Raw genomic sequence first — 24,690 nt, forward strand, 5'->3', positions numbered from 1 at the left:
TGCCACCGACGCCCCGCATTTCGTGCTCGCGCCAGAACCGCTCAGGCGGCCTGGGGCAGAGCCGCCTTAGCTTGCGCGATGATGCCGCTAAACGCTGCGCCTTCGTGCATGGCGATGTCGGCAAGCACTTTCCGGTCGAGTTCGATGCCGGCGAGCTTCAGCCCGTGCATGAACTGCGAATAGGTGAGCCCTTCGGCGCGGACGCCGGCGTTGATGCGCTGGATCCAGAGCGCCCGGAACGAGCGCTTCTTCACCTTGCGGTCGCGATAGGCATATTGCCCGGCCTTTTCGACGGCCTGGCGAGCGATGCGGATCGTGTTCTTGCGACGGCCGTAATAGCCCTTCGCCGATTCGAGGATCCGCTTGTGCTTGGCGCGGGTGGTTACACCCCGTTTGACGCGTGCCATTTCCTATCGTTCCTTCACTTCAGGCCGTAAGGCGCCCACGCCTTGACGGTCGCGGTGTCTGCTTTGGCAAGCACCGAGGTGCGGCGATTCTGGCGGATATACTTGGCATTGTGGCTGATCAGCCGGTGACGCTTGCCGGCGACACCATGCTTCAGCTTGCCCGTCGCGGTGACGGTGAAGCGCTTCTTCACCCCGCTCTTGGTCTTGAGTTTGGGCATTTTCGTCTCCTTCGTTTGCGCGACGATTTATGAACAGCCACGGCAGCCCATACCGGCCGGACCATTCCTCTTACTCGCGGAAAGGCGGGCGCTTAGACGAAGTGGTCGTGATTGGCAACTGGCGCGGCCGGAAAAACAGTCGTTCGTCCCATGCCTCAGTGGTGTTCGAGCTGCCGGATCAATGTCGGCAGCGCCGCAAGTGTCTCAATTTGTGCGGATGCCCGACCAATATCGGGGCTGTTGGCGTGCGCCAAACCCCAGGGACCACGACGCAGGAAGATCGCGACCATGCCCGCGCCACGCGCCGGGACGATATCATTGTCGAGCCGGTCACCGACATAGGCGATGGCGGACGGCGGCATTCCGGCAACATCGGCGATTCGCTCAAAAAACTCCGGCGACGGCTTTTCGATGCCCCAGCCGGTCGATGTTGCGATGAAATCCGCTGTTGTGCCGCAGGCGCGCAACGCCGCTTCTGCTGCCTCGGGCTGATTGCCAGCAATGCCCACCATCAGCCCCTGTAATCGCAGCTCGGCCATACAGGCGAGCGCATCGGGATAAAAATCCTGCGGTTCGATTATGTAGCCTTGCCCAGCCGCAATCCGCGCACGTTCGGCGGCATCGACATCAAGGCCGGGCGCAAATCGGTCAAAAACCTGGCGATGATGCGCGCCGCTTGCCACCACTTCATGAAATGCCTTGGAAAAGTCGCTGCGGGGCACGCCGAGCCAATCTGCCCAGAGTCCCCATTGGCGTGTCTCGTCGACCAAGGTTTCGCCGACGTCGAAAACAACGGCGCGGATCATCTCCGTTAGTGCCCGCGGCAGGCAAGCGCGTCGATAATGTCGTCGATGCGCGCGGGCTCGCCAGCGGCGATCACTTCGCCGATGCTGTCGTTGGTCAGCGGGTCGCCGGCCCAATCACACATCCGCCCGCCTGCGCCTTCGACGACCGGGACGAGTGCTGCGAAGTCATGGATCTTCAGCCCGGCCTCGACGACGACATCGATATGGCCGCTCGCAAGGCAGCCATAATTATAGCAATCGCCGCCAAGCACCGTCGAGCGTACCTGCGCGTCGAGATGTTCGAAGGCGTGGAGTTGGTCGTCGTTGAACAGCGCCGGAGAGGTGGTCGCGAGCAGCGCCTCGTCAAGCGCCTTGATCAGCCGCGTGCGCGCAGGGGTGCCGTTGAACAAGGTCGGCTGACCGACCACGCCGGTCCAGCGCTCCTTCAGGATCGGCTGGTCGATCACGCCGAGCATCGGCCACCCTTCGACCGTCAGCGCGATCAGCGTGCCGAAGATCGGGCGGCCCGAAATGAAGGCGCGCGTGCCGTCGATCGGGTCGAGCACCCACGCCCGCCCGCTCTTGCCGGGCTTGGTGCCATATTCCTCGCCGATGATCGCATCGTCGGGAAAGGTCCGTTCGATCAGCTGACGCATCGCCGCTTCGGCCGCGCGGTCGGCCAGCGTGACGGGCGAGGCATCGCTCTTGGTCTCAAGGCCATGGTCGGCCCGGAAATAAGAGCGGATCGCAGCACCCGCAGCATCGGCGAGAGCGGCCGCGAGATCGATATCGGCTTGGGAAACGCGCATCCCGCGTGCCTAGCCGTCACCTTCGCACAACGCCAGACTCGCATAAGTCACAAAGCGCTGACAAAAGGGCGGTCATGCGCCTGACCGCTCTTCTGCTCGCCCCGGCCGTCGCGATTGCGGTGGCTGCCAGCCCCGCCGATGCGCAACTGCGCCCGCTGGTTGCACCGCCCGAAAGCGCCGCCAAGGCGAGCAGCGACGGTGTCGACGTGTATCTCGTGAACGAAGGGCAAGAGCCGGCGCCGGTCGCCGCGCCCGACACGATCGACACGATCGCGCGCGACGGGACCGCGCTGACGCTCGAACTGGTGCGCTCAACGGCCGACACCGCGCCGGTGCCGGCTGGCGGGTTCGCCAAGTTGCGCTACCGGCTTGCCCCGCTCACGCCCGCCGTGCCGCAAGTCGCGACCGCCACGCGTCGCCCGCCGCCGGTGGTTGAAGACGGCGAGACCGAAGTGGCCGATTCGCACGGGCTGGCGAGCGGGTTCCTCAGCCGTTTCCGCCCTTATGAGCCGACCTATGTCGCGATCGGATCGGGGCAGGAGAATACCAAGGTACAGTTCAGTTTCGCGCTGCGCCCGTTCGGCGGGCATGGCGCGCTTTCCTATCTCAACGTCGCCTATACCCACACCTTCTTCTGGGCGTTCAACCGCGCGTCAGCGCCGATCCCGACGACGATCTACAGCCCCGAAGTGTTCGTCGACGTGCCGGTCGGCGATCAGGTCAATGTCGCCTTCGGCTATCGTCACAGTTCGAACGGCGGCGGCGTGCGCGATTCGATCGACGCCAACCGGTTGTACCTTCGGGTCAACAAGGCCTTCGATCTCGGGCGCGGCTGGCGGCTCGATGTCGCGCCGCAGGGCTGGGTGTTTTTCGGCACGCGCGGCATCGCGACCGATCTCGACCGATTCTGGGGCAATGCCGGCATCACCGCGTCGATCGCCAAGCGCGACGGGCTTAAGCTCCAGCTTTACGGCCGGGGCGATCCGACCACCGGGCGCGGCGCCGCCGAACTGTTCGCTTCCTATCCGCTGCAGCGGATCGGCGGCGATTTCGGGGTCTATCTCTTCGGTCAGGCCTTCACGGGCTATGGCGAGACGCTGCCGCGCTATAACCAGCAGCAAACGACCGCGCGGATCGGGATTGCGCTTACCCGCTAAGGGCCGGGTTGGCGCGGTGCGGCAACTGGCCTAGCGTTGACACCAAATCTGGATGAGGATCTTGCCCATGCGTCTCGCTCTTGCTGCTGCCGCCGCCTTGCTTGCCACGACGCCTGCGTCTGCAGAGCTAAAGCCCGGTGCCACTGCGCCGCTGTTCACTGCGCAGGGTTCGGTCGCGGGCCAGCCCTTCACGGTCGATCTGAAGGCAGCGCTCAAAAAGGGGCCGGTCGTACTTTATTTCTTCCCGGCGGCGTTCACGCCGGGTTGCAACGCCGAAGCGCATGCCTTTGCCGAGGCAATTGCCGATTTCAAGGCAGCGGGCGCGACCGTGATCGGCATGACGGCGGGCAACACCGACCAGATCGCTAAATTCTCCAGTGCCTATTGCGCGGGCAAGTTTCCGGTCGCGGCCGCCACCCCGGCAGTCGCTGCAGGCTATGACGTCGCGCTCAAGAAACCCGATGGCAGCGCAAGCGGTTACACCAGCCGCACCAGCTATGTCATCGCGCCCGACGGCAAGGTCTTTTACGTCCATAGCGACATGAGCGCTGCCCAGCACGTCAACCTGACCTTGGAAGCAGTCAAGCGGTATCGCGCCACGCATCGCTGAATGCCGCCGAATCATCCTTAGCACTCACCGAATATTAGGCCTTTTCGCTCTAGTAACGACATGTGCGGCGTCACCGGACACGGGTGACCCGCCGTGCAGCGATGGGCTTGACGGTCGATGAGCGGAAGTAGGGTTTTGAGGCAGAGCGTGAAACTGGTGGATCGTCACGCGGCCGAACAGTCGATGTTCGATCGCGTCCGCGACTTCCTGACGCGCAACGCGCTCGGGCCCGATCCAGTCAATTACGAATTCGGCTACCGTGTCACCAGCAATCCCGACAGCGAGCTTGCACGCACCGTCGACGAGCTGACCGACGGCGGTATCCGGCTGACCCGTAACGACATCGAAATGCTCGGAGCGACTGCCGCCTTTAGCGCGACCGTGCCGAGCGAAACCCAGCGCGAGGCGATCGGCCAGATGCTGGTCGCCCAGACGCAGATGCAGGTCGAAGGCTTTCAGGACCTCGTCGCGAACATCCGCAGCGAAGCGCGTGACTTCGGTCGCGACCTTGCCGCCAAGGCCGATGCGATGCGCGACATCGGGCCGTCGGTGTCGGTGACCGACATTGTGCGGCTGACGAGCGCGATGCTCGAACGCGTGCAAAGCACGGAAGAACAGCTCGAAGCCGCAACCCGCGAAGCCGACGAGCTGCGCCGCAAGCTTGAGGAAGCGCGCGACAATGCCCAGCGCGACCCGCTTACCGGCCTGCCCAATCGCCGCGCCTTCGAAGAGGGCTTTGCCGAGCGCGCCGGCCGCGGCGCTTCGATCATCGTCGGGGTGTGCGACATCGACCATTTCAAGCGCGTCAACGACGGCTTTGGCCATGCGGTCGGCGACCGCGTGCTGAAGGCGATTGGCAAGACGCTCGCCGAACGCTGCGAAAATCACTTGGTCGCGCGCTATGGCGGCGAGGAATTCGTGGTGCTGTTCGCCGACCTCAGCCTCGACGCGGCACACCGTCTGCTCGAAGACGCGCGCGAGGAAGTGTCGCGCAAGCGCTACCGGCTGCGCGAGACCGACGCCCCGCTCGGCGAGGTGACTTTTTCGGGTGGGCTGACGATGGCGCAGCCGGGTGAAGCCGTGAACGATGCTTTCGTACGTGCCGACGGCCTGCTCTATGCCGCCAAGGCCGATGGCCGCAACTGTATCAAGATCGGTTGAGCGGCTGGTGTCGAATGCGAATCTTTGGTGCATATTGCGCTGCACAACGGTGTAATTCGCGAATTATGGCGATCTTTGTCGGCCAGAACGGCTGATTTCCTCGAATTTCCCGAACTGGCACGCTCGATGCAACCCCTTGGGCATCGCCGCTGGATGGTCCGGTCGGCGGGTTAAAAGGGAGAAATTCAATGGCTCGTTTCGAATCAGTTCAGCGCGTGGTGCTATCGGCTGCTGCGTCGCTTTTCGTTGGTGTGCTGATGTTTTCGGCTGCCGTTCCGGTCGCGCCGATTGTCTGATCGCCGCTCAGGTTCAGGGATCTTACACATGACCAAAGTGCTTACTCTCGGCCTGCTCGCCTTCGCGGCGACCGGCCTGCTCATCATCGGGCATGATGCGCTGTTGAATTTGGTGCTGGCCGCCTGATGCGCGCCGCACCACGCCAGCCGCGCGGCCCGCGACGCGACGTGGTGCCGATTATGCGCGCCACGTCGCGCCGAAGCGACTAGGCTGCGTCCCGATCGCAGGCATCACGCCCGCGCGGGAGCCGCAGATGGCCAAGGCCCAGAAGAAGTCGAACAAGGAAATCCGCAAACCCAAGGCGGAAAAGCCCAAGAAGCCCAATGCGTCGAACCCGTCGACCAAGGGCATCGTCGCCCCGCAGAGCAGGGACTGAGCGCGACAATGGGCGATGACGACAGCTATATCTATGACGAGGCCAGTGGCGAATGGATCAGTACCGCCGCGGCGGCGGCCGCCCCCGGCGATGCGGATCGCGTCGAGGTGCGCGATGCCGTAGGCAATCTGCTTGCCGATGGCGATCAGGTGACGCTGATCAAGGATCTGGTAGTCAAGGGCGCTGGCCAGACGCTCAAGCGCGGGACGCTGATCAAATCGATCCGGCTGACCGGCGATCCGCAGGAAATCGACTGCAAATATGAAGGGATCAAGGGGCTGGTATTGCGCGCCGAATTCGTGCGCAAACGCTGATGCGGAACCCGGTCGCCCGCCGAGGCGAGCGACCGGCGATGCGGCTCAACCCTTGCGGCTGGCCTCGAACAGGAACCAGGCGCGCTGTTCGGCTTCGTCGGTCCAGGTGTCGAGGATGCCGCTGGTCGCATTGTCCTTGGCGTCGTCGACGATGTCCTTGGCTTCGCGCAAGCTCGCGATCAGCTTCAGATTATCCTCACGCAGCTCGGCCAGCATCGCTTCGGGCGCGACATAGTCGTCGTCATTGTCCCGGATCGTCTGGTGCCGCGCGATATCGCCGATCGATCGCAGCGTGGTGTTGCCGGTTTTGCGCACGCGTTCGGCAATCGCATCGGTGGTCGCAAGAATTTGCGCTGCCTGCTCGTCGAGCAGCAAGTGATAGTCGCGGAAATGCGGCCCCGAGACGTGCCAGTGGAAATTCTTGGTCTTCAGGTACAGCGCGAAGCTGTCGGCGAGAATGCCGTTGAGCGCTTCCGCCACGGACTTGGTCGCGTTTGATTTCAGGTCGGTCGGGGTCTTGAGAGCGGGGTCGGTCGCCATGTGCGATCTCCTGTTGGGACGGGTCGTTGCGATAATGATCCAACTAGCATTTTGGATCCGCTGCTGCGCCGCAAATTGTCGATCAGACTGGGCGAAAGGCTAAATCAGCCGGAATGCGCTGAGCGCTGCGATGCTGGCCGCGATGCCCAACAGTCCGCCCACCGACAGGCGGACGACGCGGCGCCGCAGCGGCGTCACGCCCGCCTCAGCGAGCGCAAGCGCTGCCCCTGCCACCACTGCACCGCCGATCGTCGAACCGACCGCCGCAAACACCGGCTCGCCAACCCGCAGCGCCAGCGCCATCGTGACGAACTGCGCGCTGCCGAAACCGAGCGTCAGCATCCCGATCAACGGCGTCACGAACGGGCCAGTCCGCCATCCGGCGAGCGATTCGGGCGGCTTCAGCGCAGTGAGGCTGCCGAGCGCGGCAGCGGCGAGCGACAGCGCCAGAAACAGCGCGCGGGCATTGGGGGTCAGCCGTGGTGCAAGCGTCGCGCCGCCAGTCGCGGCCAGCGCATTCACCAGCGCCAGCGCCGTCACGGCCCCGGCCAGCACCAGCACATGCTGGCGGTAGCGCGCGCCAAGGCCAGCGATCAGCCATGGCGTGCGATCGGTCGCGTGTATCAGCAGAGCAGCGACGAGCGCCGCCATCAATGCGTCCATGCCCGTCCCATCCCGTCGAGACGGTCACCCTGCGCCCTGCCCGGTAAAGATGGCGTTAGTCGCGGTCGCAGGGCGGTGCAGGCTTGACTTTGCGATCGCGCTGCTTCATCTGGCGCGCCTGTTCAAGCGGCGGGCACCCCTGCTCGTCGCTTGTTGCTTTTTCAACTTCGCAGGATTTCGGGTCATGGCAAAGCCGACCACCGTCAAGATCAAGCTCGTCAGCTCGGCCGACACCGGGTTCTTCTATGTCACCAAGAAGAATCCGCGCACCAAGACCGAAAAGCTGAGCTTCAAGAAATATGACCCGGTCGTGCGCAAGCATGTCGAGTTCAAGGAAGCCAAGATCAAGTAACGGCTTTTCCGCTTTTGCGAATTGCCCGGCATTGCCAGGATTAAAGAGCCGCCGGCCCCGTGCCGTGCGGCTCTTCGCTTGTCGGCAGCAATGCCTTCACTTCGGCCATGAACGCGGCGAGCGCGATCGGCTTCGACACATAGGCGTTGGCGCCGGCCGCGCGGATACGCTCCTCATCGGCGCGGCTGGCATAGGCCGTGACCGCGAGAATTGGCGTCGTCCGCAAGGTCAGGTCGCCGCGCACCTGCGCGATCAGGTCATAGCCGCTGACATGCGGCAGCTGGATGTCGGTGATCAGCAGGTCGGGCGCAAAGGCCCGGGCGCGCGCCACCGCTTCGCGCCCGTCGCGCACGCCTTCGGTCTCGAATCCGTGCGCGCGCAGCAGATCGCAGAAAAGTTTGAGATTGAGTTCGTTGTCCTCGACAACCAGCACCCTTTTTGCCACGTGCCTTGTGTCCTTCCCGCCACCACCCCATCGGATCAGGGCCAATTAGGCAATGCGCGCGCGCGATACAATTGAAGACGCCGGAGCCGATGCGCTGGCGCTGCGCGCGCTGGTCTGGGCGCTCGGTGATCCGACCCGGGCGGAACGGCTGCTCGCGCTGACCGGGCTAACCCCCGATGATTTGCGCGCTCGCGCAGGCGAGTCAGCGGTGCTGGCGGCGGTGCTCGGCTTCGTCGAAAGCCATGAGCCCGATCTGGTGGCATGCGCAGAAACGCTCGGTGTCGCGCCGAGTGCGCTGGTGCGCGCCCGTGCCACGTTGGAGAACGCATGAAACCGCTGCTGATCTGCGATTGCGACGAAGTGCTGCTGCACATGGTCCGTCATTTCGGTGTCTGGTTGCGCGAGCGGCATGACATCGCGTTCGAGCTGCAGGGCGGTGATTTCGCGAACAGCATGAAGCGCGCCGACGGCTCACTGGTCGAGCGGACCGAGATGTGGGGACTGCTCGACGGCTTCTTCCCCGATGAAATGGAGCGCCAGACGCTGGTGCCCGGCGCGCGCGAGGCGCTCGCGGCGCTGAGCGAAACCGCCGATATCGTCATCCTCACCAATCTCGGTGACCATTGCCGCGACGCGCGGATCGCGCAGCTCGCCGCCTTCGGGATCGCGCACCGGGTCGAGACAAATCAGGGTGGCAAGGGCGATCCGGTCGCGCGGCTGGTCGCCGAGCATGGCAATCCGGTCACGGTGTTCGTCGACGATCTGGGCGTGCATCACGAATCGGTCGCCAAGCACGCGCCGCAGGTCCACCGGCTGCACATGGTGTCCGAGCCTGCGCTTGCGCCGCACATCAAGCCTGCGCCCTTTGCTCATGCGCGGATCGACGACTGGCACGAAGCCCAGGCGTGGATCGCCGAGCGTTTCGCGCAAAACCTCCCCGCCCCAGACCAAGGAGCCTCCGCATGACCGATCGCATCGCCACCAAGCTTGCCGAACTCGGCCTGACGCTGCCCGAAGCGGCAGCGCCGGTTGCTGCCTATGTCCCTGCGGTCGAAGCGGGCGGGCTGCTGCACATTTCGGGGCAGATTTCCTTTGCCGCCGACGGCACAATCATGACCGGCCGTGCGGGCGAGGATCGCGATCTCGACTACGCCAAGGCTGCAGCTGAGCGCTGCGGGCTGATGCTGGTCGCGCAGATGAAGAAGGCGCTTGGCGATCTCGATCGGGTCGAACGGATCGTCAAGTTGGGCGTGTTCGTCAATTCGGCACCGGGTTTCACCGATCAGCCGAAGGTCGCCAATGGCGCGTCGGAACTGATGGTCGCGCTGTTCGGCGACGCCGGCCGCCATGCCCGCAGCGCGGTCGGCGTCGCGGTGCTGCCACTCGGCGCGGTGGTCGAGGTCGATGCGATTGTGCAGGTTCAGGGGTAAGCCTGCCCGTGCAATTTTCGAAACCCCTCCCCTGAAGGGGAGGGGCTAGCAACTTTCCCTAACCCAGCGCTGCCAGCTTTTCCTCAGCCTGCCGGTCGAGTTCGGCGCGGGTCTTCTTCTCGGCCGCAGTCTTCAGCTGCCCGCAGGCCGCGTCGATATCGCGACCGCGCGGGGTGCGGGTCGGCGCCGAAATCCCCGCTTCGAAAATGATGTTCGAAAACGCCCTGATCCGCTCGGGCAGCGAGGTGTCGTAAGGCGCGCCGGGCCAGGGATTGAAGGGGATTAAATTTACCTTCGCCGGCAGCTTGTACTTGCGGATCAGCCGGACGAGCTCGCGCGCATCGGCGTCGCTGTCGTTCTTGTCCTTCAGCATCACATATTCGAAGGTGATCCGCCGCGCGTTGTTGGCGCCGGGATAATCGGCACACGCCTGCAACAGCTCCTCGATCCCGTATTTGCGGTTGAGCGGCACGATCTCGTCGCGGATTTCCTTGGTGACCGCGTGGAGCGACACCGCCAGATTGACGCCGATTTCCTCGCCCGCGCGCGCCATCATCGGCACCACGCCCGACGTCGACAGCGTGATCCGCCGCTTCGACAGCGCCAGACCATCGCCGTCCATCACCAGCCGCAGCGCATCGCGGACATTGTCGAAATTATACAGCGGCTCGCCCATCCCCATCATCACGATGTTGGTGAGCAGGCGCCCCTCGGGCTGGCTGGGCCATTCGCCGAGTGCGTCGCGCGCGAGCATCACCTGGCCGACGATTTCCCCGGCGCTCAGGTTGCGCACCAGCCGCATCGTGCCGGTATGGCAGAAGCGGCAATTGAGCGTGCAGCCGACCTGGCTCGACACGCACAGCGTTCCCCGGTCGGCGTCGGGGATGAACACCATCTCGTAATCCTGCGCGTCGGGCGCACGCAGCAGCCATTTGCGGGTGCCATCGGTCGATACCTGCGCCTCGATCACTTGCGGCCGCCCGATCACGAAGCGCTGCTCGAGCCACGGCTGCATCGTCTTCGAGATATCGGTCATCGCGGCGAATTCGGTGACGCCGCGATTGTACATCCAGTGCCACAGCTGCTTGGCGCGCAGCTTGGCCTGTTTGGGTTCGAGCTGCGCGGTTTCAAGCGCGAGCCGCAGCTCGTCCTTCGACAGGCCAATCAGGTCGATGCGGCCATCGTCGCGGCGCGGCGCGACACGCGGCACCGCCACGGGATCGACATGGCCGGGGATCGGCATATGGGCTGCAGGTTCGACCATCGCGGGCACATAGCGATGCGCGCCCGATTTTACCAGCGCGTCAGGCGGGCGCCTTCACCGGCGTCGCATAGCTGGCAAACGCGCCGAGTGCCTGTTGCGCATGGCGATAGGCCTTGGGCTCGCGAATGCCGAGCCGCCCGCGGGCCGCATCGATCGGCTCGTTGAGCAGCGCCGGATAATCCTCGCCCGCCAGCCATGCCGTGCGCTTGCCGCTGCGATAACCTTCCCACACGGCGCGGGCAAAGGCGAAGCTTTTGGTGACAACGATCGACTTCACGGCCGCGCCAGCCGCAATGAACGCCCAGCCGAGCCCGCCGACCTGCGCATAGCTGAACGCGACGAGGCAGGCCTCGCCCAGCGTCTCGTCGGCCTTGTAGCCGGTCAGCACGTGCCAGATGTCGTGCGTGTCGCGGATGCGGCGGCCGAACCACGCATAGGGATGGCGCATCGGAATCTCGGTCTTGTCGAGGTTCGACACTTCGGCGAGCCCCATAGCCGAATAGCCGGTCGCGGCAAGGAAATCGCGATAAGCGGCGCCGACCGTGCCGGGCTTGAACGCGGCGATATAGGCGGGGTCGGACAGCGTTTCGGCCAGCTCGACCTGCGCATAAGCCAGCGCGCCGCCCTCATAGCTGCGCACCAGCCGCGCGTAATTATGCTTGCCATTGCCCGCATTGAGCGCGCGCATGATGACGAACACCTGCGTGGTGTCGTCGCCATTGCTGAGCAGGGTGCGCAGCGCGCGCCACGCGGTCTTCCAGTCGCGGCGATCGGGGATGAGCGTTTCGGCCATGGCGATTCCCTTGCTGACAGGCGTGTCAATAGCATCGCAGCCCGACGTTAAGCAATGGTGTCCAGCCGCCGTGCGCGACAGGGGCTGACGCGAGCTCTGGACATAAAGACAAGAGTTATTGACATCGACACCGAATCATGACAAGAGCTCTTGTCATATGGTCGAGAATGTTTGTCTTCCTGCAATCGCTCAATGGGCGTGCTGACGATGGAAAACCGCTTGCGCGTGCTGCGGGCCGAAGCCGGGATCAGTCAGGGCGAGCTTGCCCAGCGGCTCGGCGTGTCGCGCCAGACGATCAATGCAGTCGAGACCAATAAATATGACCCCAGCCTGCCGCTCGCGCTGCGGCTGGCCAAGGTTTTTGGAGTGCCTGTCGATGCCATCTTCCTCGATGATTGGATCCCCGATGACCCAGCCTGAGCCGGCGCCGAACCAGCCGCGCCGCAACAACCTGCAACGCTTGCTGATTTCGGTCGCTATCTTCGCGCCGATCGGCGCCGTTACCGGCTATCTGCTGGGTCGTGCACTGAAAAAGGCCGCGCCGGGCGAGACGCTGACCAGCCTGACGCTGGCGGACGGCTTCAGCCTGTTGATCGCGGTACTGTTGATCGTCAGCGGCGCGGTGGTCGCCTTTGCCGCAACGAGCAACCGCCGCTGGAACAGCATCGTCGAGCATCAGCCCGCCGACGAGCCGGTCGACCCCGCTGCCCGCACGGCGGGGCTGCGGCAGTCGCTGGTGTGCATCCTGGCGGGGGGAATGATGATGCTGCCGCCGATCGCCGCCCAACTGGGGCTGAGTGTCGCGGCCCGCGGGGCGATTGCCGCGGCGGTTGCGCTGCTGCTGGCCGTCCAGACATGGCTCAACCTGAAGCTGTGGCGTGAAGGCGACGAACTGCAGCGCGCCGTGATCGCGCAGACCGGCGCGCTGTGCTTCTGGACCCTGCAGCTGGCGCTGTTCGGCTGGGCCGCACTTGCCCGGCTCGACCTCGTCGCCGAAGTCGACAGCTGGACGATGTTCACGCTGCTGATGGGCGTCTATCTGATCGTGTCGATGACGATTTCGCAACGGCGCGGGCTGGTGCCGGGCTGAGCCTTAAACCCGCATCGGCATGATAACATAGAGCGCAGGCGCCTTGTCGTTCTCGCGGATCAGCGTGGGCGCGGCAGCATCGGCGAGGTGGACTTCGACCGTGTCGCCTTCGACCTGCGCAAGAATGTCGAGCAGATAGCGGCTGTTGAAGCCGATTTCGAACGGTTGCGCGACATATTCGCCCAGCACGTCTTCGGACGCGGTGCCGTTTTCCGGGCTCGTCACCGACAGCGTGATCTTGTCGCGGTCGAGCGCCATCTTGACCGCGCGGGTCTTTTCGGTGGCGATCGTCGAGACGCGGTCGACGCCTTCCTGGAACGCGCGCGGATCGATCTTCAGGATGCGGTCGTTGCCGGTCGGAATCACTCGCGTGTAATCGGGGAAGGTTCCGTCGATCAGCTTTGAGGTCAGCAGCGCCTGGCCCAGATCGAAGCGGATCTTGGTATTTGACAGCGACACGCCGACCGACCCGTCGATCTCGTCGAGCAGCTTGCGCAGTTCGGCAACGCATTTGCGCGGCACGATCACGCTCGGCATCCCGTCGGCACCGTCGGGGCGGGCGACGGTGACGCGCGCGAGCCGGTGGCCGTCGGTGGCGGCCGCCTTCAGCACCGGCGCCGGATCGTCCGACACATGCAGGAAAATGCCGTTCAGATAATAGCGTGTTTCCTCGGTCGAAATCGCAAAGCGCGTCTTGTCGATGATCTGCTTGAGCGTTTCGGCAGGCAATTCGAACTGGGTCGGCAGGTCGCCTTCGGCAATCACCGGGAAATCGTCGCGCGGCAAGGTGGCGAGGCTGAACTTGGCGCGGCCGGCCATGATCGTCATCCGGCCTTCAGCAGCGGAAAGCGCAACCTGGCTGCCCTCGGGCAGCTTGCGGACGATGTCGAACAGCGTGTGCGCCGACACCGTGATCGCGCCCGGTTGATCGACGGCGGCGGCGACATGTTCGTTGATCTGCAGGTCGAGATCGGTCGCCATCAGCTTCAGCGTGCCGTCGGCAGCGGCATCGATCAGCACGTTCGACAGGATCGGGATGGTATTGCGCCGCTCGACCACCGACTGGACGTGGCTCAAGCCCTTCAACAAGGTTGCGCGTTCGATCGTCGCCTTCATTCTGCTCCCCCGGGGCCGCCACCCCTGAAATCTTGCTGCCCGGATCGGCGCCACGGGCAATGCGCCAAGCCTATTCCTTAAACATAAAAAGGGCCGGGGCAATGCCCTAGCCCTCCTCATCCGGCCCTTTACGGAACGGTTCGTTCAGAACCGGTAACCAACCCCCAGCGCGACCTGATGGCGATCGGTATCGATGCTGAAATTGTTGGTGTTGGCACCGTTCGGATATTCGAGCCGCGCCTTGCCGTAGTTCGAATAGCGATATTCGATCTTGGCATAGGTATGCGGCCCGATCGCCTTTTCCACCCCGGCGCCAACGCGGTAGCCATCGAGGTTGAAATGCGTGCCGGTCTCGGTCGTGCCGTCGCTTGCGGTCAGGTCGAGCCGGGTGTTGGTATAGCCGCCCTTGGCATAGACCATCGTCGTCGGGTTGAGCAGCGTGCCGATGCGCGCACCGGCATAGAGGTCACGCCCGGCCTTCACTCGGCCAAAGCCGAGCGCGGCGGCATCACGCGGCGAATTGCTGACGCTGCCCGTCGATCCGGTGATCTCGCCTTCGACGCCGATCACCAGATTGCGGTGCTGCCAGTCATAACCGATGTCGCCGCCATAAAGCAGGCCGTCGGCGCCGGCATCGTCGTCGGCAATGTTCGAATCGACGCTGCTGCCAGGGCGCAAGCCATCATAGCCGATGATGACGCCCCCACGCGGGCCAGTGAAGGGGCCCTTGGGCGCATCGTCCTGAGCAAAGGCCGGCGAAGCGAGCGCGACGGCCGCCGCGGCGGTCGCTAGAAATGTGGTACGCATCACAATACTCCAACAAACACACCCGATAAGCTGGGCGGAACCGGACAATCGACGGTGCGCACAGAGGTTGCATGAACGCTGGATAAACGCTGTCAGGCGTTGCATTTGGGGCACAGGGACCAAGGAGGCGACATGCGGCAGGGCAGGGATTTCATCGCGCGCCACGGCGAGACGGTGTTCAACGCCGCCCGCCGACTGCAGGGCGATGCCGCGCATACGCCGCTGACGCGTGCGGGCTTTACCCAGGCCGACGAAATGGGGGCGGCGCTCGCAGCGTTCATGGGCGACGGACTTGCACTGACGCTCTGGTCGTCGAGCGCTGGCCGCGCGCTCCAGACGCTGGCGATCATCGTCGAGCATCTCGGGCTCGACTGGCACGGCGCCCGCGCCGACGACCGGCTGGTCGAAATCGGCATGGGCAGCTGGGGCGGGCGCTATTACAGCGACGTCATGGCCGAGGTCGGCCCGGTGATCGATCCGGCGAGCGGCCTGCTAAAACCATCCCCCGATGGCGAGACCTATCCGCAGATCGCCGCGCGGGTGTCGGCCTGGCTCGCCGAGACCGACAGCGATCCGGGCGACCGGCTGGTGATCATGCACGGCGTGTCGAGCTGCGTCCTGCGCGGGGTGATGACCGGCCTGCCCGACTGGCCGTCGCTGGGCGCCCCTGCCGCCAAGGGGCTGCCGCAAGGATCGGTGGTGATGATCGAGCAAGGCGTCGAGACGGTGATCCATCTGGGCGGCGGGCACGCCCCGGCATGAAGTGGCTGCTGCTAGGCGGGTTGTTGCTGGCGGGGAGTGCGGCGGCGCGCGATCCGTTGGGCATCTATGACCGCTGGGGCGCGTTCCGCGATCCGTCGCCGCGCCATTGCTATGCGATCGCGCGCCCGGAAGGTGGCGCACGCGCGAGCGGCTGGCGCCCCTTCGTCAGCATCAACGACTGGCCGCGGCAGGGCACCCATGGCCAGCTCCATGTCCGGCTGAGCCGTCCGCGCGATCCGCGCGCGCGGGTAACGCTCAGCATCGGCGAGCGCCGGTTCGAGCTCGTCGCGGGCGAGGCCGACGCCTGGGCGCCCGATACGCGGACCGACGCGGCGATCATCGCGGCGATCCGTGCCGGACGGTCGCTCAGCGTCGAAACGCTCGCCCGGAACGGGGCACCCTTTGCCGATGTCTATCCCTTGCGCGGGGCGGCGACCGCCATCGACGCGGCGGCGCTCGGCTGCCTGCCCGGCTAACCATCGCCGCCGCACGCGAAACATCGGTCAGCGAGCGCGATTCAGCCTTTCAAGCCAGATTAATCAATTTAAAATCGGGATGTTACAGGGGAAGGAATGCGAGATGCGCTGGGCGCTGCGGTGGTTGATCGTTGGAGTGTCGCTGGCGTTGGCGGCAGCGCCTGCCCAGGCGGAGTGGCTTGAGGCCAGCAACAAGCATTTCGTCGTCTATGGCGACATTTCACGGCGCCAGCTGGCGACCTTTACCGACCGGCTCGAACGCTATGGCGCGGCGGTGCGGTATCTGTTCAATCTGCCCGAACCGCCCGGCGGCGCCGCCAACCGCGTCACCATCTATGTCGTGCGCGGCACCGGCGCGGTCCAGAAATACCATGGTGGCAAGTCGGGCAATGTCGCCGGCTTCTATCGCACCAGCGTCCAAGGATCGTTCATCGTCACGCCGCTCAGCGTCGACAGCGGCGTCGAGGAATTCAACGCCAATCTCGTGCTGTTCCACGAATATGCGCACCATCTGCTGCTGGGGAACAGCACCACGCTTTACCCCGGCTGGTTGAGCGAGGGGCTGGCCGAGCTGCTATCCACTGCCACCATCGACAAGGATGGCGCCGTCACTTTCGGCGCGGCGAACAATGCGCGCTCCTACAGCATCTTTGCCAATAATCTGATGTCGGTGAAGGCGCTGCTCGATTCGGATTCGCGCCGGCTCGACGATGAAGCGACCGAACAGAAATATGCGCGGGGCTGGCTGCTGACCCATTATCTGCTGCTCAGCCGCAAACGCGACGGACAAATCGAGAAGTTTCAGAAACTGATCGCGCAGGGCACGGCACCCGTGGCGGCGGGGACCGAGGCCTTTGGTGATCTGGGCAAGCTCAATGCCGAGATCAACGCCTATCGCACCCAGCGGTTGAATGGGCTCGTCATCCGCGCCGCCAGCGTCACGATCGATCCGGTCGTGGTTCGCGCGCTGACTCCGGCCGAAGCCTCGATCATGCCGCTGCGCTTTGAATCGGCAACGGGCGTCACGACGGCGGAGGCCAAGAAATTGCTGCCGGGCGCGCGCAAGATTGCGGCGGACAACCCGACCAATGGCTGGATCCAGCGCGTGCTTGCCGAAATGGAATATGACGCCGGCAACGACGCGGAGGCCGAAGCCGCTGCCGACCGTGCGCTCGCAATCGAGCCCGGCAATCTGATGGCGATGGTCTATAAAGCGCGCGTGCACATGCGCCGCGCGGTCAAGGCATCGCCGGCCGATGCGGCGCTCTGGCGCGATGCGCGGCAATGGATCATCAAGGCCAACCGCATGGCCCCCGATTATGCGCTGCCGCTGGTTATGTTCTACACCAGCTTTCTGATTGCGCATGAGCCGCCGCGCCCGAGCGCGATCGACGGGCTGCTCCGCGCGGTCGAGCTGGCGCCGCAGGAAAGTGGGGTCCGCGTGCTTGCGTTTGGGGCGCTGCTCAATCAGGGCGATCTGCCCGCCGCGCGTCGCGTGCTGGCGCCGGTCGCGTTCAACCCGCATGCGACCGGCGAGAATCCGGTGCGTGCGATCGTCGCGCTGATCGACAGCGGTGCCGATCTGGCCGCGGTGCGCGACGCGGCCGTGAAGGCCAAGCTGATCGGCGATGCCGTCGACGCCGAGAGCTGATCGCGCCGCTGCCTAAAGCGAGTCGATCCGCGTCAGTCGGTGCGCAGCGAGCGCGGGCGCCAAGGACGGGTCGCCACCGCCGGTGAACACCGCGATCCCTTCCGCCGCGACATCGGGCCATGCCTGTCCGTGGGTCAGATGGGCGATCCGTCGCGCAATCCCGGCGCTCCCGTCGACGAAGGCCAGCGGGCGTGGGGCGGCGCCCTTCAGTTCGGCCTCGACCAGCGGGAAATGGGTGCAGGCGAGCACGACGGTGTCGATGCGCTCGCCGCCCGGCTGGTCGAGCAAACCCGCCAGCGCCGCGGCATAGCGGCCTGGATCAACCGGCACCCCACGCAGCTTGGCCTCCGCCGCCGCGACCAGATCGGCCGAGCCGTGCCGCAGGACGAGGCAATCGGCAGCGAACTGCGCGGTAAGGCTGTCGACATAGGCTTGTCGCACGGTCGCTTCGGTGCCGAGTACGCCGATCGCGCGCGACAGGCTGGCCTCGGCGGCGGGCTTGATTGCGGGCACGGTGCCGACGATCGGCAAATCGAGCGCTGCGCGGACATCGGCGAGCGCGATCGTCGACGCGGTGTTGCAGGCAATCACCACCAGCCGCGGGCGATAGCGTTCCGCCAGTCGGCCCAGCAAGGCCGGGACTCGCACGGCGATTTCGCGCTCGGACTTGGTCCCATAGGGAAAGCCCGCTGAGTCGGCAGCATAGACAACCGGCATCGCGGGCAGCAGTGCGCGCGCCGCCGCCAGCACCGAGAGTCCGCCGACACCGGAATCGAAGAACAGGACGGGACGCGCATCGACCATCGCCGCCAGATGGCGGCTCGTCGCGATTTTGGCAATTGCGCCAAGGCAATGCTGTCGGTTGCGCGGTCGCCCCACGCCCGGCTATTGAAGGCGCGAGATCGGGGAGCGGCGTGGCGCAGAACATGGACTGGATGACGCCGTTGCTGCTCGCGCTGGTTGGCTATCTGCTCGGGTCGGTGCCCTTTGGCCTGCTGCTCACGCGCATGGCGGGTGCGGGCGACCTGCGCAGCATCGGTTCGGGCAGCATCGGCGCGACCAACGTGCTGCGTACCGGTCGCAAGGGGCTGGCGGCGGCGACCTTGCTGCTCGATGCCGCGAAGGGCGCGGTTGCCGCGCTGGTCGCGGCGCGGGTCGACCCCGGCTATGCTGCGCTGGGCGGGTTCGCGGCGTTTGTCGGGCATTGCTATCCGGTCTGGCTCAAGTTCAGGGGTGGCAAAGGCGTCGCAACCGCACTGGGCGTGCTGCTCGGCGTGCAGGCCTTCGTCATCACTCTGGTCTGCGGACTCGTCTGGGCGATCACGCTCGCGCTGTTTCGAATTTCTTCGGTCGCGAGCCTAGCTGCCGTGACGGCGGCCCCGATCGCGGCGATCTTGCTTGGCGACACCGGCTTGCTGCCGCTCCTGCTCGCCTTGGCCCTGCTGATCGTGTGGAAGCATCGCGGCAACATCGGTCGCTTGCGCGCGGGCACCGAGCCACGCGTCGGGCAAAAGGCCTGACGGCTTGGGCGACGATGCGTTCGACAAGCTGCGGCTGATCCGTTCGGCCAATGTCGGACCGGTCAGCTATCACCAGCTGATCGCGCGTTTCGGCACCGCGGCCGCGGCGCTCGACGCGATCCCGATGCTGGCCGCGCGCGCCGGAGGGAAAGCACCGGTGATCGCCGATCCGCGCACCGTCGAACGCGAGCGTGCTGCCGTCGCGAAACTGGGCGCGCGCCACCTCTTCATTGGCGAGCCCGACTATCCGCTGCTGCTGGCCGAGCTCGACACCGCGCCGCCAGTGCTGATCGTGCGCGGCAATGCCGACCTTCCGCAGCGCCGCGTGGTCGCGATCGTCGGCGCGCGCAATGCCTCGGCTGCTGCCTGCCGCTTTGCGCGCGATCTGGCTTTCGGGCTGGCGTCGGAGGGCATCGTCGTCGCTTCGGGGCTGGCGCGCGGGATCGACACTGCCGCACACCAGGGATCGATCGACGGCGGCACGATCGGTGTGATCGCCAGCGGCATCGACGTCACCTTCCCGCCCGAAAATGCCGATCTGCAGGAACGTGTCGCGCAAGCGGGCCTGCTGGTGACCGAGCATCCGCCCGGAACCAAGCCGCTCGCGCGCCATTTTCCGCAGCGCAACCGCATCATCGCAGGCCTCGCGGTCGGCACGATCGTGGTCGAGGCGGCGCCGCGATCGGGCTCGCTGATCACCGCGCGGCTGGCGGGCGAGGCAGGGCGCGACGTGATGGCAGTGCCCGGCTCGCCGCTCGATCCGCGCGCGCAGGGGTGCAACCAGTTGATCCGCGAGGGCGCGACCTTGATCCAGTCGGTCGCCGATGTCGTCGAGGCAATCGGGCCGATCGACGCGCGGATGCTGCGGTCACCCGCCAGTGGCTATGGCGCGCCGCCGCCCGCTGATGCCAGCGATGCCGAGCGCCGCCGCCTCGTCGGGCTGCTCGGCCCGGTGCCAGTTGCGGTCGACGAACTGATCCGGCAATCGGGGCTCGCTCCCGCAGTTGTGCAGATGGTGCTGCTCGAACTCGAACTTGCCGGACGAATCGAACGCCAGGCAGGCGGACGGGTGAGTTTGGCCTGAGGCGACGGCGCCACTGCCCCCGCCCCGGTCAATAATGATAGCGGCACTGGGCAATCTGGAGCACCTGCTCGTCGCCGGTCCCGCTGACGCGATAGACAAGGCGATGCTCATGGTTGATCCGCCGCGACCACCAGCCCGACAGGTTACCACTCAGCGGTTCGGGCCTGCCGGTGCCCTTGAATGGGTGGCGGCGGCATTCTTCGATTAGGCCGACAAGCTTTGCAAACATCTTGTCGTCGTGATCCTGCCAGTGGCGGAAATCGTCCCACGCCGTTGGCCAGAAGGCAACGTTCACGGGAAAGGCATGCCCTTCGGATCGGTGGCTTCCAGCCCGCGCACTGCTTCGATCAGCCGCGATGCATTGGCGGGCGACGACAGCAGGTAGAGCGTTTCCTGAATCGCTTCCCAATCGCTCTGCGACACCAGCACCGCGCCTTCGCCGCGCTGCCGCGTGATCGCAATGGGAGCGTGATCGGCGACGACCTGGTCGATCACCGACTTCAGATTTTCGCGGGCTTCGGAATAGCTGATGGCATACATGAAAGCGTAATTGGACAATATTCTGTCCAATGTCAAGCGCGGCAAGGCTGCGTACTGCCGCTTGACGAACCCGGTTCCGGCTTCCCACCCTCGCGCGTATGCGTAAGGGAGCGTCCATGCAGCTTGTCATCGTCGAATCGCCCGCCAAGGCGAAAACCATCGAGAAATACCTCGGCAGCGATTACCGCGTGCTTGCCAGCTATGGCCATGTCCGCGATCTGCCTGCCAAGGACGGCTCGGTCGATCCCGACCATGGCTTTGCGATGGAATGGGAAAATTACGCCGACAAGGCCAAGCAGCTCAAGGCCATCACCGATCTGGCGAAGACCGCCGACCGGCTGATCCTGGCGACCGACCCCGACCGCGAGGGCGAGGCGATTTCGTGGCACGTGCAGGAAGTGCTCCGCGCCAAGAAAGCGCTGCCCAAGGACGTCCAGCGCGTCACCTTCAACGCGATCACCAAGGCGACCGTGACCGAGGCGATGGCGCACCCGCGCGACCTCGATACCGATCTGATCGACGCCTATCGGGCGCGGCGCGCGCTCGATTATCTCGTGGGCTTCACGCTGTCGCCGGTGTTGTGGCGCAAGCTGCCGGGCGCCAAATCGGCGGGCCGCGTGCAGTCGGTGGCGCTGCGCCTGATCGTCGAGCGCGAGCGCGAGATCGAAGCTTTTGTGGCGCAGGAATATTGGTCGGTCACCGCCGATCTCGAACATGACGGCACGCCCTTCACCGCGCGGCTGAGCAAGTGGCGCGGGGCCAAGATCGACCGGCTGACGATCGGCAAGGAAGGCGATGCGCTGGCGGCCAAGGCCGATGTCGAGGCGGGGCGTTTCAGCGTCGCGAGCGTCGAGACCAAGCCCGCGACGCGCAATCCGCCGCCGCCGTTCACCACCTCGACCCTGCAGCAGGAAGCCGCGCGCAAGCTCGGCTTTTCGGCCGACCACACGATGCGGATCGCACAGGCGCTCTACGAGGATGGCGCGATCACCTATATGCGCACCGACGGCGTGCAGATGGATGGCAGCGCGATTTCGGCCGCGCGCAAGGCGGTCGCCGATCGCTATGACGCGAGCTATGTGCCTGACAAGCCACGCCAATATACGTCCAAGGCCAAGAATGCGCAGGAAGCACATGAAGCGATCCGCCCGACCGATTTCGGCAAGGATCGCGTCGGCTCGGGCGATCACGCACGGCTCTACGAGCTGATCTGGAAGCGCGCGCTCGCGAGCCAGATGGCGTCGGCGCGGATGGAGCGCACCACGGTCGAACTGACCGACGGCAGCGGCCAGCATGCCCTGCGCGCGACCGGGCAGGTGGTGCTCTTCCCCGGCTATCTCGCGCTCTACGAAGAGGGATCGGACGACAGTAGTGACGAGGAAGCCCGCCGCCTGCCGCGCCTGCGCGAAGGCGATGCGCCGGCCAAGAAGGCGGTCAACGCCGAGCAGCATTTCACCCAGCCGCCGCCGCGCTTTTCCGAAGCGAGCCTCGTCAAGCGGCTCGAGGAACTCGGGATCGGGCGGCCATCGACCTATGCCTCGATCATCAAGACGCTGAAGGACCGGCTCTACGTTCGCGTCGAGAAGAACCGCTTTTTCGCTGAGGAAAGCGGGCGGCTGGTCACAGCCTTTCTCGAACGCTTTTTCGAGAAATATGTCGGGTACGATTATACTGCCGGGCTCGAGGAAGAACTCGACGATGTCTCGGGAGGGCGCGCCGAATGGCAGGCGGTGCTCGACGCCTTCTGGCGCGATTTCAAGCCGCGCACCTCCGAAGTGATGGCGTTCCAGCCCAGCGAAGTCACGGCGGCGCTCGACGAATTCCTTGGCAGTTACCTGTTCCCCGACAAGCGCGACGGCAGCGACCCGCGGCTCTGCCCCAATTGCGGCGAGGGGCGGCTTGCCCTGCGTGGCGGGCGGTTCGGAGCGTTCGTCGCCTGCTCCAACTATCCGGAATGCAAATACACCCGCCGCTTCGCGCAGGGCGGCGCTGAGGCGACCGGCGATGCCGGACCGGAAGTGCTCGGCACCGATCCCGAAACCGGGCTGGACGTGTCGAAGCGGTCGGGCCGGTTCGGGCCCTATGTCCAGCTCGGCGACGGGAAGGACGCCAAGCGCGGCTCGATCCCCAAGGATCTGCCCGGCGAACTCGATCTCGACTGGGCGCTGAAGCTCTTGAGCTTGCCGCGCACAATCGGGACGCATCCTGAAACCGGCGAGCCGATCACCGCATCGATCGGGCGCTATGGGCCTTATCTGGCGCACAATGGCAAATATGCGCGGTTGGGCTCGACGGCCGAAGTGTTCGAGACCGGCATGAACGCGGCGGTCGTGAAGCTCGCCGAGGCGGCCGCAGGCGGCGGGCGGCCGCAGCGGGGGGCGCAGGCGCCGCTCAAGATATTGGGCGCGCACCCGCGCACCGAGGCCGAGATCAAGCTGATGGAGGGCCGCTATGGCGCCTATGTCACCGACGGCGTCACCAATGCGACGCTCCCCAAGACGATCGAGAAAGACGCGCTGACGCTGGAGGAAGCCGCACAACTGATCGACGCGCGGGCGGCGGCGGCACCCCCCAAGGGAAAGAAGAAGGCCCCGGCCAAGAAGGCTCCAGCGAAAAAGGCAACGTCCAAGGCTGCGGCTGCGAAAAAGGCGCCGGCGAAGAAAGTGGCCAAGCCCAAAGCGAAAGCGGCAGGCTGACGGATGCGCGCGTCCGCCGCCGTGCGACGAACGTGCCCGCTACGATCGTCATCTCCGCGAAGGCGGGGATCCATAATCGCTGCCGACGCGATTGCCCCCAGCCTCCATGATTAGGGATTCCCGCCTTCGCGGGAATGACGAACCGTGATGCTGCGCTAATTCTGGATCAGCCGCAGCAAACTGCCATCGGGATCGACCAGATAGGCGATCGTCATCCCGCTATCCTCTTCGCGCGGTGGGTGGAGGCGGGGGAAGCCGACTGTCTGTTCGGGAATTCCCGCCGCCCGACAGACTGCATAGAGCGCCGCCAGATCATCGACTCGCACGCAGCAGCTGAACGAACTGCTCCACGGGTCGAGATCGGGATAGGGGAAGAATTCGAGCATCAGATCGCCGCGCTCGAGGATCATCCAGCCGTCGTCGCGCCAGCCCTGTTCGAAGCCAAGCTTGCCGTAAAAATCCGCGCTCGCCGTAAAATCGCGCGACGGCAGATTGGGGGTCGCGTGATCGGCCATGTCAGCGCCCGAGCCCGCGCTTCTTCATCCCCTTGCGCAAACCGCCGGGCATCCAGCGCGCCGCGAACATCAGCCGCTTGGCGGTCCTGCCGACCGGCGTGTGCAGCCGTTCACCGTGGACGGCATCCCACGCCGCCTGCGCGACTTCCTCGACCGGGGTGATCTCCAGCCCGCCTTCGACCACCGTTTCGCGCACGCTGCGGTTCGACCCCGCCATCCCGGCGGCGAGCAGCGGCGTTTCGATGAAGCTCGGCATCAGCGAGCGCACCTTGATGCCGTCCGCTGCCCATTCGCCGTCGAGGCTTTCGGTCAGCGCGCGCACGCCGAATTTGGTGACGGCGTAGATGCCGATCCCCGGCCCGCCGTAGATCCCCGCTGCCGACGCGGTATTGAGCAGGCACGATCCGGGCGTTGCCTTCAGGTAGGGGTAGCCGAGCTTGGCGCCGTTGACGACGCCCATCAGGTTGATGCCGACGACGCGGTCGATTTCGTCGAAGCTGTTGGCGGCCAGCGGCCCCCCGGCGGCAATGCCGGCATTGTTGAACAGCACGTCGAGCCGCCCGCCGCTGACTTCGGCAAAGGCGGCCAGCGACGCCGCCCAGCCATCGCGGTCGCGCACGTCCATCTGATGGCACGAGGCCATTCCGGCGGGCAGCATCGCCGCCGTTTCGGCCATGCCCGCCGCATTGACATCGGCCAGCCCCACGCGCCACCCGCGTGCGGCGAACAGGATGGCGACCGCGCGCCCGATCCCCGATCCGCCGCCGGTGATGAAAATCGCCTTGGTCGTGCTTTCCCCCATCTGCCTGCCT

General features: G+C 65.5%; 33 protein-coding genes. 17 read left to right on the forward strand and 16 right to left on the reverse strand.

The features are described from left to right. Positions 1-41: 41 nt before the first annotated feature. From rplT to hisN, 4 genes are all read right to left on the reverse strand, one after another. Entirely contained in the window at positions 42-407 is a 366-nt protein-coding gene (gene rplT / locus AX672_RS02860; RefSeq protein WP_066647925.1) for a 50S ribosomal protein L20, read from the reverse strand. Positions 408-421: 14 nt separating this feature from the next. Further along, positions 422-625 carry a 50S ribosomal protein L35 gene (gene rpmI, locus AX672_RS02865; RefSeq protein ID WP_066647927.1) on the reverse strand — a complete coding sequence of 68 codons (204 nt, stop codon included), beginning with the start codon at positions 623-625 and terminating at the stop codon, positions 422-424. A gap of 155 nt (positions 626-780) precedes the next feature. Beyond that, positions 781-1,431 carry an HAD family hydrolase gene (locus tag AX672_RS02870; protein ID WP_066647930.1) on the reverse strand — a complete coding sequence of 217 codons (651 nt, stop codon included), beginning with the start codon at positions 1,429-1,431 and terminating at the stop codon, positions 781-783. A 5-nt stretch (positions 1,432-1,436) separates the two neighbouring features. Continuing rightward, positions 1,437-2,219, reverse strand: a complete 783-nt coding sequence (gene hisN, locus AX672_RS02875; protein ID WP_066647933.1) for a histidinol-phosphatase — start codon at positions 2,217-2,219, stop codon at positions 1,437-1,439. Between the two features lie 74 nt (positions 2,220-2,293). Here hisN and AX672_RS02880 point away from each other — a divergent pair, with 74 nt between their 5' ends. From AX672_RS02880 to AX672_RS02895, 5 genes are all read left to right on the forward strand, one after another. Next, entirely contained in the window at positions 2,294-3,376 is a 1,083-nt protein-coding gene (locus AX672_RS02880; protein WP_066647935.1) for a phospholipase A, read from the forward strand. A gap of 67 nt (positions 3,377-3,443) precedes the next feature. Then, positions 3,444-3,986, forward strand: a complete 543-nt coding sequence (locus AX672_RS02885; RefSeq protein ID WP_066647938.1) for a peroxiredoxin — start codon at positions 3,444-3,446, stop codon at positions 3,984-3,986. Positions 3,987-4,142: 156 nt separating this feature from the next. After that, positions 4,143-5,147, forward strand: coding sequence for a GGDEF domain-containing protein (locus tag AX672_RS02890; protein ID WP_231731132.1), 1,005 nt, complete (start codon positions 4,143-4,145; stop codon positions 5,145-5,147). Between the two features lie 550 nt (positions 5,148-5,697). Next, positions 5,698-5,820, forward strand: a complete 123-nt coding sequence (locus tag AX672_RS19170; RefSeq protein WP_269454019.1) for a hypothetical protein — start codon at positions 5,698-5,700, stop codon at positions 5,818-5,820. 8 nt (positions 5,821-5,828) lie between these two features. After that, the gene (locus AX672_RS02895) at positions 5,829-6,134 is read left to right on the forward strand and encodes an alkylphosphonate utilization protein (RefSeq protein ID WP_066647951.1); all 306 of its coding nucleotides are present in this window, start codon (positions 5,829-5,831) and stop codon (positions 6,132-6,134) included. 45 nt (positions 6,135-6,179) lie between these two features. Here the strand turns inward: AX672_RS02895 and AX672_RS02900 are convergent, their stop codons facing one another. Continuing rightward, the gene (locus tag AX672_RS02900; RefSeq protein WP_066647961.1) at positions 6,180-6,674 is read right to left on the reverse strand and encodes a Dps family protein; all 495 of its coding nucleotides are present in this window, start codon (positions 6,672-6,674) and stop codon (positions 6,180-6,182) included. Positions 6,675-6,773: 99 nt separating this feature from the next. After that, positions 6,774-7,337, reverse strand: coding sequence for a TMEM165/GDT1 family protein (locus AX672_RS02905; protein ID WP_066647964.1), 564 nt, complete (start codon positions 7,335-7,337; stop codon positions 6,774-6,776). Positions 7,338-7,521: 184 nt separating this feature from the next. Here AX672_RS02905 and rpmG point away from each other — a divergent pair, with 184 nt between their 5' ends. Continuing rightward, positions 7,522-7,689, forward strand: a complete 168-nt coding sequence (rpmG, locus tag AX672_RS02910) for a 50S ribosomal protein L33 (protein ID WP_066648079.1) — start codon at positions 7,522-7,524, stop codon at positions 7,687-7,689. Between the two features lie 40 nt (positions 7,690-7,729). On the opposite strand, the gene AX672_RS02915 is transcribed toward rpmG, so the two are convergent. Then, positions 7,730-8,134, reverse strand: coding sequence for a response regulator (locus AX672_RS02915; RefSeq protein ID WP_066647966.1), 405 nt, complete (start codon positions 8,132-8,134; stop codon positions 7,730-7,732). 52 nt (positions 8,135-8,186) lie between these two features. Here AX672_RS02915 and AX672_RS02920 point away from each other — a divergent pair, with 52 nt between their 5' ends. From AX672_RS02920 to AX672_RS02930, 3 genes are read left to right on the forward strand one after another with little or no spacing between them, the layout of a single operon-like run. Beyond that, a complete protein-coding gene (locus tag AX672_RS02920; protein WP_066647968.1) occupies positions 8,187-8,465 on the forward strand; it encodes a DUF3572 domain-containing protein in 279 nt (92 codons plus the stop codon). After that, positions 8,462-9,100 carry a hypothetical protein gene (locus AX672_RS02925; protein WP_066647970.1) on the forward strand — a complete coding sequence of 213 codons (639 nt, stop codon included), beginning with the start codon at positions 8,462-8,464 and terminating at the stop codon, positions 9,098-9,100. Before AX672_RS02920 ends, AX672_RS02925 begins: the two co-directional genes overlap by 4 nt. Continuing rightward, positions 9,097-9,564: a RidA family protein gene (locus tag AX672_RS02930; protein ID WP_066647972.1), complete on the forward strand. Its 468-nt coding sequence runs from the start codon at positions 9,097-9,099 to the stop codon at positions 9,562-9,564. Before AX672_RS02925 ends, AX672_RS02930 begins: the two co-directional genes overlap by 4 nt. A 58-nt stretch (positions 9,565-9,622) precedes the next feature. Here AX672_RS02930 and rlmN read toward each other — a convergent pair whose 3' ends face one another. Together rlmN and AX672_RS02940 are read right to left on the reverse strand one after the other, a co-directional pair. Next, positions 9,623-10,828: a 23S rRNA (adenine(2503)-C(2))-methyltransferase RlmN gene (rlmN, locus tag AX672_RS02935; protein WP_066647975.1), complete on the reverse strand. Its 1,206-nt coding sequence runs from the start codon at positions 10,826-10,828 to the stop codon at positions 9,623-9,625. Positions 10,829-10,868: 40 nt separating this feature from the next. Next, a complete protein-coding gene (locus AX672_RS02940) occupies positions 10,869-11,621 on the reverse strand; it encodes a Coq4 family protein (RefSeq protein ID WP_066647978.1) in 753 nt (250 codons plus the stop codon). A gap of 192 nt (positions 11,622-11,813) precedes the next feature. Here AX672_RS02940 and AX672_RS02945 point away from each other — a divergent pair, with 192 nt between their 5' ends. Continuing rightward, positions 11,814-12,041, forward strand: coding sequence for a helix-turn-helix transcriptional regulator (locus tag AX672_RS02945; protein WP_331711162.1), 228 nt, complete (start codon positions 11,814-11,816; stop codon positions 12,039-12,041). Continuing rightward, positions 12,028-12,711 carry a hypothetical protein gene (locus tag AX672_RS02950; protein ID WP_066647981.1) on the forward strand — a complete coding sequence of 228 codons (684 nt, stop codon included), beginning with the start codon at positions 12,028-12,030 and terminating at the stop codon, positions 12,709-12,711. Before AX672_RS02945 ends, AX672_RS02950 begins: the two co-directional genes overlap by 14 nt. A 3-nt stretch (positions 12,712-12,714) precedes the next feature. Here AX672_RS02950 and dnaN read toward each other — a convergent pair whose 3' ends face one another. Both dnaN and AX672_RS02960 read right to left on the reverse strand, forming a co-directional pair. Further along, complete coding sequence (gene dnaN / locus AX672_RS02955) at positions 12,715-13,827, reverse strand: DNA polymerase III subunit beta (RefSeq protein ID WP_066647983.1); 1,113 nt, start codon at positions 13,825-13,827, stop codon at positions 12,715-12,717. A 144-nt stretch (positions 13,828-13,971) separates the two neighbouring features. Next, entirely contained in the window at positions 13,972-14,634 is a 663-nt protein-coding gene (locus tag AX672_RS02960; RefSeq protein ID WP_066647985.1) for an outer membrane protein, read from the reverse strand. Between the two features lie 132 nt (positions 14,635-14,766). On the opposite strand from AX672_RS02960, the gene AX672_RS02965 reads away from it, so the two are divergent. The 3 genes from AX672_RS02965 to AX672_RS02975 all read left to right on the forward strand — a co-directional run bounded on the left by AX672_RS02965 (position 14,767) and on the right by AX672_RS02975 (position 17,523). Beyond that, positions 14,767-15,396 carry a histidine phosphatase family protein gene (locus AX672_RS02965; RefSeq protein WP_066647987.1) on the forward strand — a complete coding sequence of 210 codons (630 nt, stop codon included), beginning with the start codon at positions 14,767-14,769 and terminating at the stop codon, positions 15,394-15,396. After that, positions 15,393-15,872, forward strand: coding sequence for a hypothetical protein (locus AX672_RS02970; RefSeq protein ID WP_066647989.1), 480 nt, complete (start codon positions 15,393-15,395; stop codon positions 15,870-15,872). The genes AX672_RS02965 and AX672_RS02970 overlap by 4 nt, the downstream gene beginning before the upstream one ends. Positions 15,873-15,975: 103 nt before the next feature. Further along, entirely contained in the window at positions 15,976-17,523 is a 1,548-nt protein-coding gene (locus tag AX672_RS02975) for a DUF1570 domain-containing protein (RefSeq protein WP_066647992.1), read from the forward strand. Positions 17,524-17,535: 12 nt separating this feature from the next. On the opposite strand, the gene murI is transcribed toward AX672_RS02975, so the two are convergent. Next, the gene (murI, locus tag AX672_RS02980) at positions 17,536-18,327 is read right to left on the reverse strand and encodes a glutamate racemase (protein ID WP_066647995.1); all 792 of its coding nucleotides are present in this window, start codon (positions 18,325-18,327) and stop codon (positions 17,536-17,538) included. 131 nt (positions 18,328-18,458) lie between these two features. Here murI and plsY point away from each other — a divergent pair, with 131 nt between their 5' ends. Together plsY and dprA are read left to right on the forward strand one after the other, a co-directional pair. Next, positions 18,459-19,043, forward strand: a complete 585-nt coding sequence (gene plsY, locus AX672_RS02985) for a glycerol-3-phosphate 1-O-acyltransferase PlsY (RefSeq protein ID WP_066648087.1) — start codon at positions 18,459-18,461, stop codon at positions 19,041-19,043. Between the two features lie 4 nt (positions 19,044-19,047). Then, positions 19,048-20,127: a DNA-processing protein DprA gene (gene dprA, locus AX672_RS02990; protein ID WP_066647999.1), complete on the forward strand. Its 1,080-nt coding sequence runs from the start codon at positions 19,048-19,050 to the stop codon at positions 20,125-20,127. Between the two features lie 28 nt (positions 20,128-20,155). Here the strand turns inward: dprA and AX672_RS02995 are convergent, their stop codons facing one another. Both AX672_RS02995 and AX672_RS03000 read right to left on the reverse strand, forming a co-directional pair. After that, positions 20,156-20,422, reverse strand: coding sequence for a Txe/YoeB family addiction module toxin (locus AX672_RS02995; protein WP_066648002.1), 267 nt, complete (start codon positions 20,420-20,422; stop codon positions 20,156-20,158). After that, a complete protein-coding gene (locus AX672_RS03000) occupies positions 20,419-20,685 on the reverse strand; it encodes a type II toxin-antitoxin system Phd/YefM family antitoxin (protein WP_231731133.1) in 267 nt (88 codons plus the stop codon). Before AX672_RS03000 ends, AX672_RS02995 begins: the two co-directional genes overlap by 4 nt. Before the next feature lie 98 nt (positions 20,686-20,783). Here AX672_RS03000 and topA point away from each other — a divergent pair, with 98 nt between their 5' ends. Beyond that, the gene (topA, locus tag AX672_RS03005) at positions 20,784-23,363 is read left to right on the forward strand and encodes a type I DNA topoisomerase (protein ID WP_066648008.1); all 2,580 of its coding nucleotides are present in this window, start codon (positions 20,784-20,786) and stop codon (positions 23,361-23,363) included. Positions 23,364-23,518: 155 nt separating this feature from the next. On the opposite strand, the gene AX672_RS03010 is transcribed toward topA, so the two are convergent. Together AX672_RS03010 and AX672_RS03015 are read right to left on the reverse strand one after the other, a co-directional pair. Beyond that, entirely contained in the window at positions 23,519-23,878 is a 360-nt protein-coding gene (locus AX672_RS03010; protein ID WP_066648011.1) for a bleomycin resistance protein, read from the reverse strand. Between the two features lies 1 nt (position 23,879). After that, positions 23,880-24,680, reverse strand: a complete 801-nt coding sequence (locus AX672_RS03015) for an SDR family oxidoreductase (RefSeq protein ID WP_066648013.1) — start codon at positions 24,678-24,680, stop codon at positions 23,880-23,882. Positions 24,681-24,690: the final 10 nt, after the last annotated feature.

Origin of the sequence: Sphingomonas sp. CCH10-B3 (assembly GCF_001556185.1) — a bacterium.
Taxonomy (GTDB): domain Bacteria; phylum Pseudomonadota; class Alphaproteobacteria; order Sphingomonadales; family Sphingomonadaceae; genus Sphingomonas; species Sphingomonas aquatica.

Excerpts from the sequence above, each read along its gene's own strand:
- AX672_RS02925 (WP_066647970.1), top strand. The coding sequence starts at position 8,462 with ATGAAACCGCTGCTGATCTGCGATTGCGACGAAGTGCTGCTGCACATG.
- AX672_RS02970 (WP_066647989.1), top strand. The coding sequence starts at position 15,393 with ATGAAGTGGCTGCTGCTAGGCGGGTTGTTGCTGGCGGGGAGTGCGGCG.
- AX672_RS02895 (WP_066647951.1), top strand. The coding sequence starts at position 5,829 with ATGGGCGATGACGACAGCTATATCTATGACGAGGCCAGTGGCGAATGG.
- AX672_RS03015 (WP_066648013.1), bottom strand. The coding sequence starts at position 24,680 with ATGGGGGAAAGCACGACCAAGGCGATTTTCATCACCGGCGGCGGATCG.
- AX672_RS02880 (WP_066647935.1), top strand. The coding sequence starts at position 2,294 with ATGCGCCTGACCGCTCTTCTGCTCGCCCCGGCCGTCGCGATTGCGGTG.
- AX672_RS02930 (WP_066647972.1), top strand. The coding sequence starts at position 9,097 with ATGACCGATCGCATCGCCACCAAGCTTGCCGAACTCGGCCTGACGCTG.
- AX672_RS02905 (WP_066647964.1), bottom strand. The coding sequence starts at position 7,337 with ATGGACGCATTGATGGCGGCGCTCGTCGCTGCTCTGCTGATACACGCG.
- AX672_RS03010 (WP_066648011.1), bottom strand. The coding sequence starts at position 23,878 with ATGGCCGATCACGCGACCCCCAATCTGCCGTCGCGCGATTTTACGGCG.
- AX672_RS19170 (WP_269454019.1), top strand. The coding sequence starts at position 5,698 with ATGGCCAAGGCCCAGAAGAAGTCGAACAAGGAAATCCGCAAACCCAAG.
- AX672_RS02870 (WP_066647930.1), bottom strand. The coding sequence starts at position 1,431 with ATGATCCGCGCCGTTGTTTTCGACGTCGGCGAAACCTTGGTCGACGAG.
- murI (WP_066647995.1), bottom strand. The coding sequence starts at position 18,327 with ATGGTCGATGCGCGTCCCGTCCTGTTCTTCGATTCCGGTGTCGGCGGA.
- AX672_RS02920 (WP_066647968.1), top strand. The coding sequence starts at position 8,187 with ATGCGCGCGCGCGATACAATTGAAGACGCCGGAGCCGATGCGCTGGCG.
- rpmG (WP_066648079.1), top strand. The coding sequence starts at position 7,522 with ATGGCAAAGCCGACCACCGTCAAGATCAAGCTCGTCAGCTCGGCCGAC.
- AX672_RS02950 (WP_066647981.1), top strand. The coding sequence starts at position 12,028 with ATGACCCAGCCTGAGCCGGCGCCGAACCAGCCGCGCCGCAACAACCTG.
- AX672_RS02945 (WP_331711162.1), top strand. The coding sequence starts at position 11,814 with ATGGGCGTGCTGACGATGGAAAACCGCTTGCGCGTGCTGCGGGCCGAA.
- rplT (WP_066647925.1), bottom strand. The coding sequence starts at position 407 with ATGGCACGCGTCAAACGGGGTGTAACCACCCGCGCCAAGCACAAGCGG.
- rlmN (WP_066647975.1), bottom strand. The coding sequence starts at position 10,828 with ATGGTCGAACCTGCAGCCCATATGCCGATCCCCGGCCATGTCGATCCC.
- dnaN (WP_066647983.1), bottom strand. The coding sequence starts at position 13,827 with ATGAAGGCGACGATCGAACGCGCAACCTTGTTGAAGGGCTTGAGCCAC.
- AX672_RS02885 (WP_066647938.1), top strand. The coding sequence starts at position 3,444 with ATGCGTCTCGCTCTTGCTGCTGCCGCCGCCTTGCTTGCCACGACGCCT.
- AX672_RS02975 (WP_066647992.1), top strand. The coding sequence starts at position 15,976 with ATGCGCTGGGCGCTGCGGTGGTTGATCGTTGGAGTGTCGCTGGCGTTG.
- topA (WP_066648008.1), top strand. The coding sequence starts at position 20,784 with ATGCAGCTTGTCATCGTCGAATCGCCCGCCAAGGCGAAAACCATCGAG.
- hisN (WP_066647933.1), bottom strand. The coding sequence starts at position 2,219 with ATGCGCGTTTCCCAAGCCGATATCGATCTCGCGGCCGCTCTCGCCGAT.
- AX672_RS02900 (WP_066647961.1), bottom strand. The coding sequence starts at position 6,674 with ATGGCGACCGACCCCGCTCTCAAGACCCCGACCGACCTGAAATCAAAC.
- rpmI (WP_066647927.1), bottom strand. The coding sequence starts at position 625 with ATGCCCAAACTCAAGACCAAGAGCGGGGTGAAGAAGCGCTTCACCGTC.
- AX672_RS02960 (WP_066647985.1), bottom strand. The coding sequence starts at position 14,634 with ATGCGTACCACATTTCTAGCGACCGCCGCGGCGGCCGTCGCGCTCGCT.
- AX672_RS02940 (WP_066647978.1), bottom strand. The coding sequence starts at position 11,621 with ATGGCCGAAACGCTCATCCCCGATCGCCGCGACTGGAAGACCGCGTGG.
- AX672_RS02965 (WP_066647987.1), top strand. The coding sequence starts at position 14,767 with ATGCGGCAGGGCAGGGATTTCATCGCGCGCCACGGCGAGACGGTGTTC.
- plsY (WP_066648087.1), top strand. The coding sequence starts at position 18,459 with ATGACGCCGTTGCTGCTCGCGCTGGTTGGCTATCTGCTCGGGTCGGTG.